This is a genomic window from Pseudoalteromonas sp. H71 (genome assembly GCF_001468485.1).
In the GTDB taxonomy this organism is placed as follows: domain Bacteria; phylum Pseudomonadota; class Gammaproteobacteria; order Enterobacterales; family Alteromonadaceae; genus Pseudoalteromonas.
This window is the reverse complement of record NZ_LODI01000024.1, coordinates 57,197-66,475: the sequence shown is the minus strand read 5'-3', so window position 1 is coordinate 66,475 and position 9,279 is coordinate 57,197. Positions and strand designations below refer to the sequence as shown.

The window sequence follows — 9,279 nt, the reverse complement described above, 5'->3', positions numbered from 1 at the left end:
TAAATATTAGCACCACATATACCGGGGCATCAGCGGAGATAATCGAAACTAAAATAACCCAAGTTATCGAAAACCGAATATCCGGTATTGAAGGTATTAAAAGTATAAACTCATCAAGCCGTAATGGCCGCTCAAACATTACTATTGAGTTTAATATAAGTCGCGATATAGATGCAGCATCTAACGATGTACGTGAACGTGTTGCACGTGCACTCGACAGCTTACCTGAACAAGTTCGTCCGCCTGAGGTATCTAAGTCGAACAGTGATGAAAGCCCTATTGCATGGTTTGTACTTAATAGCGAAACCATGGACTCGTTACAGCTTTCTGATTATGCACAGCGTTTTATTGTTGATCGCTTAGCAGTTGTAGATGGGGTCTCTAATGTTCGAATTGGCGGAGAGCGCCAATACGCGATGAAAATTTGGCTCAACCGCCAAGCAATGGCTGCACGCGGAATTACCTCAAGCGATATAGAAAACACCCTGCGTACAGAAAATGTTGAGTTACCTGCCGGTGAAATTGAATCAATTGATCGCGACTTTACGGTACGCACAGCTCGAAGCTACAAAGATCAGCGCGACTTTAAAAATTTAGTTATTAAACGCGGCGAAGATGGCTATTTAGTTCGCCTTGGTGAAGTGGCCGACGTTCAACTAGAGGCCGCCGACGACGAAAGTTTATTCCGTGGTAACGGCCGCAACATGATTGGCTTGGGTATTGTAAAACAAGCCAAGGCAAATACTTTAACCGTGGTAGATAACGCACGTAGTGAGCTTGAAAAAATCAAACGTAACCTACCAGAAGGCACAACAATTCAAGACAGTTACGACTCGTCTGTATTCATTAAAGAGTCGATTAGCGAAGTATACAGTACGCTTGCCATTTCTATGGGCTTAGTTGTTTTAGTTATATTTTTGTTTTTAGGCAATATTCGTGCAACGCTTATTCCTGCTGTTACCGTACCCGTAGCCTTGGTAGGTAGCTTTATGTGTTTGCTCGCTATGGGGTATTCAATCAACTTATTAACCCTACTTGCGTTAGTACTTGCCATTGGCTTGGTTGTTGATGACGCCATAGTAATGCTTGAAAACATTCACCGCCGCATAGAGCTTGGCGAGCCACCATTACTGGCAGCGTACAGAGGCGCACGAGAAGTAGGCTTTGCAATTGTTGCAACAACATTGGTGCTTATTTCGGTGTTTGTTCCTTTAGTATTTATGGATGGCCGAATAGGCGCGTTATTCACCGAATTTGCGATGGCTGTCAGCGCCGCTGTATTTTTCTCAAGTGTTACCGCGCTTACGCTTGCACCTGCATTGTGTTCAAAAGTTCTAAAAAGTGCCGACAAACCTAATAAATTTAGCCAATGGATGGACCGCCAGTTTACTAAATTAGAGCGCAGTTACCGTAATTCACTTTCAACCAACATGACAAAAAAGTGGGGCTTGTTAGTCAGCCTAGTATTAGCGGGTTTTGTGAGTTATTCATTATTACTGCAAGTACCTTCAGAGCTAACACCTAAAGAAGATCGCGGCACCTTTTTTATTATGATGAGCGGGCCTGAAGGAGCTAGCTACGAAAATAATGCCGCCAATATGGCAAAAATTGAAGAACGCCTTATGCCTTACTCTGAGTCTGGCGAGCTAAGCCGCGTGCTTGTTCGTGTTCCAGGCTGGGGCGGAAGCGGCGGTGTTGCTATTGTTGGTATGGCTGATTGGGATAAACGCAAGCGCTCTACGTGGGAAGTGATGGATGAAATTAGCGGTAAAATGCGCGAAGTCACCGATGTACGTGCGTTTGCAATTATGCGCCGAGGCATTGGCGGCGGCGGTTCATCTCGCCCTATTGAATTTGTTCTGCAAGGTAATGATTATGCTCAACTTGCCGATTGGCGTGACCGCATTATTAAACGTGCTGAACAAAACCCGGGCCTTGTCAGAATCGATCACGATTACAAAGAAACATTCCCACAGTTTTTAGTTAGCATCGATAAAAATAAAGCAGCAGATTTAGGGGTGTCTGTGTCTGATGTTGGCCGTACACTCGAAACCATGCTGGGTCAGCGTCGTGTAACAACCTTTATAGATAGAGGTGAAGAATACGATGTGATTTTGAAAGGTACAAAAGAAGACTTTAACAACCCAACCGATATTTCAAACATATACCTTAAATCACGCAGTGGCGAGCTGGTTCCGCTAGATAGCCTAATAAGCTTAAAAGAAGAGGCTACAGCCTCGCGTTTAAACCGATACAACCGTATGCGTTCAATAACATTGAGCGCAAACTTAGCCGATGGTTACACACTTGAACAAGCACTTAACTTTTTAAATGAAGTAGCCGCGCAAGAAAACGACATTGATGGTGCCGTTGACTACAAAGGGGAATCTCAGCTTTATTACGAAGGCGCATCAGCAATGACCTACGTATTTGTTTTAGCGCTAACAGTCACCTTTTTGGTACTGGCCGCGCAATTTGAAAGCTTTATGCACCCATTTGTAATTATGCTTACAGTACCGCTTGGTTTAATGGGCGCGATGTTTGGCCTTTGGTCTACCGGACTGACGCTTAATATTTACAGCCAAATAGGTATTGTTATGCTCATAGGGTTAAGTGCTAAAAACGGGATACTCATTGTTGAATTTACCAACCAATTACGCGACAAAGGTGTAGAATTTAGCGAAGCAATATTACAAGCGGCTACACAACGTTTACGTCCAATAATAATGACATCGTTAACTACGGTTATGAGCTCAGTGCCATTAGTATTAGCATCAGGCCCTGGTGCTGAAAGCCGTATGGTAATTGGTGTTGTGGTATTCACCGGGGTTATTGTTTCAACGCTACTTACCTTATTTGTTGTACCAGCAGCGTATTATGCGCTTGCACGCAACACACAGTCACCTGAGTATTTACAACAAAAACTTAATAAGCAAGCAGCCGAAAAACCGCTTGAAGAGATCTAAGCAAGCTAACGCGTCGTAACCTTGTTACGACGCTAGGCTTTATGTTTTGCGTGACCTTTGTCTAATATTAGGAATAATTATGAGTTCAACAACGCAAGTAGCAACCTTTGGTGGTGGCTGTTTTTGGTGTATTGACGCAGCATTTAGGCGTGTAAATGGCGTGTCGGATGTAAGCTCGGGTTATACCGGTGGCAATACTGACGATCCAACATACAAATCAGTATGCACTGGTACAACGGGCCATGCCGAAGTAGTAAAAGTTGAATTTGATAGCACCATTGTAAGCTTTGAAACCTTGCTCGCTATGTTTTTTACTTTGCACGATGCCACGCAGTTAAATCGCCAAGGTAACGATATTGGCACACAATATCGCAGTGTTGTTTATTACCATAATGACGAACAACTTGCGCTTACTAATACTATGATTGAACAGTTACAAACTCATGTTAGTGAGCCAATTGTAACCGAAGTAAGCCCGGTAACAACTTACTATCCTGCTGAGCACTATCATCAAGATTACTACAACGAAAACCCGCAACAGGGCTATTGCAGTATGTTAATCGCGCCAAAATTACACAAGTTTGAAACCGTATTTAAAGAGTTTTTAGCTGAGTAAAACACTAAAAAGCCCGGTAAAACCGGGCTTTCTGTTTAGATTATTTAAAACTGGTAATCTATACCAGCAAAAAAGCGGCGCTCTGGCGTGTTGTAGTAGTACACCTGCCCTGTTGTAAAATCAGCGTTAGAATCGACTGCGTTGTACTCTTTATCAAATAAGTTTTCAACACGAAGGGACACCGTAACCTCATCGTTTACTTGGTAATTACCCGCTAAATTCCAAAGCGTATAAGACCCTAATTGTGAAACAGCCCCTGCTCGCTCACCGCGATATTGCATTGCTAGGCTTGTATCAAATGCACCAAACTGTTTTGCAAGCTCCCAATTAAAGGTTCGTTTAGCAACGTTTCTAAGCGCTTCGCCAGTTTCTTTATCTTCTGCACTTAAGTAAGCAAAATTCACATTACTATCAAAGCCAAAAATTTGATTAATCAGGCTAAACTCAACACCTTCATATTGAGCCTCATTAATATTGGTGAGTGCAAAATTAGTGTCGTAAGCAATTTTATCTTCAATTTCATTTCTAAAAATAGCGACATCAACACGTGCAGTTTCAAAGTCAATGTTTAAGCCAAGCTCGCGATTTACTGACGTTTCGGGTTGAAGATTAGCATTGCCGTAAAGTGGAAAATATAAATCATTAAAAGTAGGCGCTTTAAAGCCCGTGCTTTGGCTTATTCTAAATGTAGCGTTTTCGGATAAGTGATAACCTGCCGCCGCGGTATACGTTGTTTCATTACCAAATTGCTCATCGTCATCTTGACGAATGGTTAAATTAGCAAGCAACTCATCCGCATCGTAATATGCGCCAACAAATACCGCTAATACATCGCGCTCTTGCACTTCAAACGTGGTGGAGCTTTGTGACACGTCATCGTTGTACCAATTAATACCACCACTAATGTTTAACGAATCGTTTAAACGGTATTGACCGTTATAGTCAATTTGTGAGCGCTTAGTAATAAAGGTACTCGTTGTAGGCCCTTGAGAAAAATCAACATAACGGTTGTCTGAATCATCCGTTGCAAATGCAATATCAATGCTGTGTGTTTGATTGTTATAGTCTTTATTCCAACCAGCCGAAAGCTGGTAATTTTTAAAATCACCTCGCTCAATCGTACTATCGGCAGGACTAAAACGACTGTCGTAATCAGCAAAGCCTTCACTGTATTGCCCTAGTAACTTAAAGTCGCCGTAGTGCGCATCGGTATAATTTACTTTAAAGCCAAGGTTTTTGTTTTCAAAGCCGTCTTCATCGGGGGCAACACCTTGCAGTACATCAAAGTTATCTGTTTTTTCAAACCCAGCATTAAAAGCCGTTGTCAGATCACCTGTTTTTACAGAGCCAGCAAGCTGGTAGTCTTGATATGAATCAGACCCAAACATAGCACTAACAGAAAGGTTATCTGACTCGCGCGTTATAATATTAATAACACCCGCTAGCGCATCAGAGCCATACACTGCAGCACGTGAACCTTTTATTATTTCAATGCGCTCAATACTATTTAATGGCACATTGCTTAATGCTTTTTGACCAAGCGTTGCCGAACCTGTGCGCACACCGTCTATTAAAATTAGCGTATCACCTGATCCCGTACCGCGCAGTGAAACACCGGCATTTTGACCAAAACCGCCATTAGGGTTTACCTGAAAGCCAACTTGAGACGTTAATAGCGTTGGTAAGTCGCGAACATTACTGGCTTCTATGTCATCACGAGTTATAACATTTACGCTCGCTAATACATTAGTAATTGATTGTTCAAACTTATTAGCGGTTACCGTAATGGTTTCGATTGATTGCTCTGCAGCAGATACAGATAGTGACAGCGCAGCAGTAATTGCAACGCCAAGAGTTGTTTTATTTAACATGATGTTCCCCTTCTTTGCCCACCGCAAAGAACTAAGTAAGATTACATCAAGGCCGGTCTCCGGACTCAGCAAGTACATAGCTTTATGTATTACTTTACCGTTGCGGGGGCAGTGTTGGGATTGTAGTCATCATGAAAACGCACCAACTTCCCGATTATCTTATTAAAAAAATCAAACCATTGAAAAAATTAATAAGCACCTTGAAAATAGGCCGCTATTGTGAGGAGTTTAATAAAAAATGTCAACGGACGTCTATACAGCTAAAAAAGATTTAGCATACTTAAACGAATTTAAACAGCTCATAAAAAAGCCAAATAACTATCGCGGCTATTTGGCTTATTATTTAAAGGGCGCTCAAAAAGCCCCCTATAATTAATCGCGGAAGTTTTTAAACTGAAATGGCTGACCTAAATCGGCAGTACGCACAACTTGCATAGCAGCTTGTAAGTCATCACGCTTTTTACCCGTTACGCGCACTTCTTCGCCTTGAATAGCCGCTTGCACTTTTACTTTTGAATCTTTAATAGCTTTAACTACTTTTTTAGCCATGTCTTTTTCAATACCTTGCTTAAGCGCAACGTTACGAAAAACATTTTTACCCGCACGGCTAATGTCTTGAAGCTCTAGGCTAGCTACATCCATACCACGCTTAGAAACTTTACCGGCTAAAATATCAAACAACTGCATAACCTGTGAATCAGCTTCAGCTTTAAGTTTAATTGTTTTGTCGTTTAGCTCAATAGATGCATCAACACCTCTAAAGTCAAAGCGAGTCTCAAGTTCACGGTTTGCGTTATCAACCGCATTTTGTGCTTCGTTCATTTCTACTTCAGATACAATATCAAATGAAGGCATTGGTTTTCTCCTAACTATTCAATCTTAATTTTTATGACGCAATTATAACGCTAAAACTATAAATCTTTACATTTTTCTGCATCTTGTTCAGGTGCGATACTCATTTAGTTTGATATACTCAAGTTTCTTTTTTAAGCGACTCTAGGATTTTACGTGACAAGGCGTGTTTACCAAGCAGTTTTTTTGCTCAGCATCGTGGCGTTTACTTTTTTATTTGCCAAAGAAATAAAAGGCGCAGCTAACCTATTTCCACACATTGATAAAGTAGCCCATTTTGGGATTTTTTTTGTGCTTGCCGTTATTATGGATAAAGCGTTTAAGCTTCCTTTATACGCACAAGTTTTATTATTAGCCGGTTACGGTGCATCAATTGAAATAATGCAAGATGCACTTCCCTATAGGCAAGCCTCTATTGGCGATTTTATCGCTGATTTTGCGGGTGCTGCTAGCTACTTTTTACTAAGAGTAATTTTTACTCCTCGCAAAAAGAATCCCTATGACTAACATTTTAATTATAGGTGATGGCGCTATAGGCCTATTAATGAGTCACTTTTTAAGTAAAGAAAATACGGTACATGTTTTAACACGCAAGCCAACCTGCAATACCCGTTTTTATAGCCGTAAAAATGCCCCGTCACATAAAATTAATGCACGCTTTATTAATTTAGGTGAACTGGCGCAGCAACCTAGTTATGATATTGTTATTTTTACGGTTAAAGCTTTTCAGGTTCAAGACGCGTTTGCACAAGTAAAACCTTACCTAGCTAATAATTCAACACTGGTAATTTCTCATAATGGAATGGGAAATATTGAAGAACTAATGCCTCAGTTACACACTCAGCAAGCACTTTACTTTTTAACCACCAGCATGGCCGGATTTAAGTCTAATCCGTACATTGTGCAACATACCGGTGAAGGACAAAGCGTGATTGGTGGCTGTAACAACCTCGCAGTTAAAAACCCACAATGTATATCACCACTACTCCAAGCAATCCCAAACTTAAAAGTAGTTAATAACATTGAGCAGCTTCGCTTTGAAAAGCTACTGGTTAATGTGGCTATTAACCCGCTAACTGCGCTTCATAATATAAAAAATGGCCAATTACGCGTTCCTATATTTAGCGCAACTATAATGAGCTTGCTCTATGAGGGCTGCAGAGTTGCTAATGCGCAAGGATTGAATATCGCTTTAGCTGATGCATTGAATAATGCTTACACCGTAATGGCACTTACCGCTGAAAATTATTCGTCAATGCAACAAGATATTGCTAATAACAAGCCAACAGAAATAATGGCCATTTGTGGGTATATTAGCGAGCAAGGCAAACGCTACAACATTAATACCCCTACAAATAATGAGCTACTTGCTAAAATTCAGGCAAAAAAAAGCGTGGTATAAACCACGCTTTCATAAACTATTAACCCGTAACTTACTAACTTATTTCTTAAGGGCGATACACTTTAACTGTTGTAAACCCTTGCTCGTGCAAAATAAGCGCTTGCAACTGGCTCATTACACCTCTATCGCAATACAGGTAATAGTCTTTATCTTTTGGTAGATCGCCAAATTTAGTAGCTAAACGGAAAAACGGTAAGTGGATTACTTCAATACCTTCAATTTCAAGCGGCGCGGCATCTTCTTCTTCTGGTGAACGAATATCAACAACCACAGAGCCAGGCGGTAAATCGGCAACCGATTCAGCCTCTTTTAGCTCTTGCTTGGCTGCTACGTCGATATCACGAACATCCATAACACGCGCGTTATCTATAACGGTATCAAGTACATCAAAGTCGAACTTTTCTTCTTCGCCTTTAATCACGTCTATTTTTGCTTTTACCGTTGGCTTTTTAGATATAACACCACAGTATTCTGGCATAGTTTCAGCCATTTCAGCGGTACCAATTTGGCGCGCAATATTAATAATCTCTTGCTTATCGTGCTGAATAAGCGGACGTAAAATAAGCGTTTCGGTTACGCGGTCAATAACACTTAAGTTAGCCAACGTTTGGCTAGACACCTGCCCAATACTCTCACCCGTTACAAGTGCTTGAATATTTAGCTTTTCGGCCACTGCGCTACCGGCACGCATCATCATACGTTTAAGGACAACGCCCATTTGGCTGTTCTCAACGTTTTCTAAAATTTCGGCAACAACAGGTTCAAAGTCTACCGTTATAAATTTGACTTTGTGGGTAGAGCTGTACTTTTTCCATAAAAAGTAACTGGCTTGTTTAACGCCAATTTCATGGGCAGCACCACCTAAGTTGAAGAACAAAAAGTGCGTACGCGCACCTTTTCGTATCATTTGGTAGCTAGCAACACCTGAGTCAAACCCACCCGACATTAACGACAGTACATCTTCTTGAGTTGGCAAAGGGAAGCCCGCCATACCCAAATGTGTTTGCGTTACAATGTAGGCTTTGTCGTCTTTGACTTCTAGGCGAATAGTCACCTCTGGGCGGCTAAGTTTTACGCGGGCACCTTCAACGTGTTGGTTTAAACCACCACCAACGTAACGCTCTAAATCGGTTGATGTAAAGTCGTGTTGGCCTATACGTTTTGCACGTACGCAAAATGTTTTACCCGCAATTGTGTGGCCAATTAATTCAAAGGTTTTTTGATAAATTTCGTCCAAAGTACTAAATTCGACTTCGGTCACTTCAATAAATTGCACTATACCTGGAATGCGTTGCAAACCATCAATAAAGTCTAACCGAGTTTGCGCATCAGTTAATTTGGTAACAACTGAAATGTTATCCCAGTTGTTTCTTACTTGTACTTTTTCGTCAATACGACGCAATACAATTTTAATGTTATTTTCTAACACTTTAGTAAAGCGTTTACGAACCGAGCGGCTTTTGATAGCTATTTCGGGGTGTAGTTTGACGATAAATTTAAGCATAGTTCACTCTTAGACTGCGGGAATTCGCGCTCCCAGGCATTTGGCGCGCGATTATAGCAAAAATTTTA

7 protein-coding genes and 1 riboswitch are annotated in these 9,279 nt (G+C 41.1%); of the genes, 4 read left to right on the top strand and 3 right to left on the bottom strand.

Annotated features, from left to right (window positions below; translation table 11 throughout):
- On the top strand, window positions 1-2,966 hold a 2,966-nt coding region (locus ATS71_RS11560; protein WP_235591473.1), incomplete at its 5' end, for an efflux RND transporter permease subunit.
- Between the two features lie 79 nt (window positions 2,967-3,045).
- A complete protein-coding gene (gene msrA / locus ATS71_RS11555) occupies window positions 3,046-3,582 on the top strand; it encodes a peptide-methionine (S)-S-oxide reductase MsrA (protein ID WP_058404967.1) in 537 nt (178 codons plus the stop codon).
- Between the two features lie 44 nt (window positions 3,583-3,626).
- Here msrA and ATS71_RS11550 read toward each other — a convergent pair whose 3' ends face one another.
- Window positions 3,627-5,453 (bottom strand): TonB-dependent receptor domain-containing protein, encoded by a 1,827-nt coding sequence (locus ATS71_RS11550; protein WP_058404966.1) that lies wholly within the window; start codon window positions 5,451-5,453, stop codon window positions 3,627-3,629.
- Window positions 5,454-5,486: 33 nt separating this feature from the next.
- Window positions 5,487-5,650: riboswitch (cobalamin riboswitch) on the bottom strand.
- 175 nt (window positions 5,651-5,825) lie between these two features.
- On the bottom strand, window positions 5,826-6,308 hold the full coding sequence (locus ATS71_RS11545; RefSeq protein ID WP_058404965.1) for a YajQ family cyclic di-GMP-binding protein: 483 nt from the start codon (window positions 6,306-6,308) through the stop codon (window positions 5,826-5,828).
- 153 nt (window positions 6,309-6,461) lie between these two features.
- Between ATS71_RS11545 and ATS71_RS11540 the strand changes: the two genes are divergently transcribed.
- Window positions 6,462-6,812 carry a VanZ family protein gene (locus tag ATS71_RS11540; RefSeq protein WP_058404964.1) on the top strand — a complete coding sequence of 117 codons (351 nt, stop codon included), beginning with the start codon at window positions 6,462-6,464 and terminating at the stop codon, window positions 6,810-6,812.
- Window positions 6,805-7,707: a ketopantoate reductase family protein gene (locus tag ATS71_RS11535; RefSeq protein WP_058404963.1), complete on the top strand. Its 903-nt coding sequence runs from the start codon at window positions 6,805-6,807 to the stop codon at window positions 7,705-7,707. The genes ATS71_RS11540 and ATS71_RS11535 overlap by 8 nt, the downstream gene beginning before the upstream one ends.
- A gap of 46 nt (window positions 7,708-7,753) precedes the next feature.
- Here the strand turns inward: ATS71_RS11535 and thiI are convergent, their stop codons facing one another.
- Entirely contained in the window at window positions 7,754-9,211 is a 1,458-nt protein-coding gene (gene thiI, locus ATS71_RS11530; protein WP_058404962.1) for a tRNA uracil 4-sulfurtransferase ThiI, read from the bottom strand.
- Between the last annotated feature and the right edge of the window lie 68 nt (window positions 9,212-9,279).

Bases quoted from the DNA above. Each gene is read 5' to 3' on its own strand.
- ATS71_RS11545 (WP_058404965.1), bottom strand. From the start codon at position 6,308: ATGCCTTCATTTGATATTGTATCTGAAGTAGAAATGAACGAAGCACAA.
- thiI (WP_058404962.1), bottom strand. From the start codon at position 9,211: ATGCTTAAATTTATCGTCAAACTACACCCCGAAATAGCTATCAAAAGC.
- ATS71_RS11550 (WP_058404966.1), bottom strand. From the start codon at position 5,453: ATGTTAAATAAAACAACTCTTGGCGTTGCAATTACTGCTGCGCTGTCA.
- msrA (WP_058404967.1), top strand. From the start codon at position 3,046: ATGAGTTCAACAACGCAAGTAGCAACCTTTGGTGGTGGCTGTTTTTGG.
- ATS71_RS11535 (WP_058404963.1), top strand. From the start codon at position 6,805: ATGACTAACATTTTAATTATAGGTGATGGCGCTATAGGCCTATTAATG.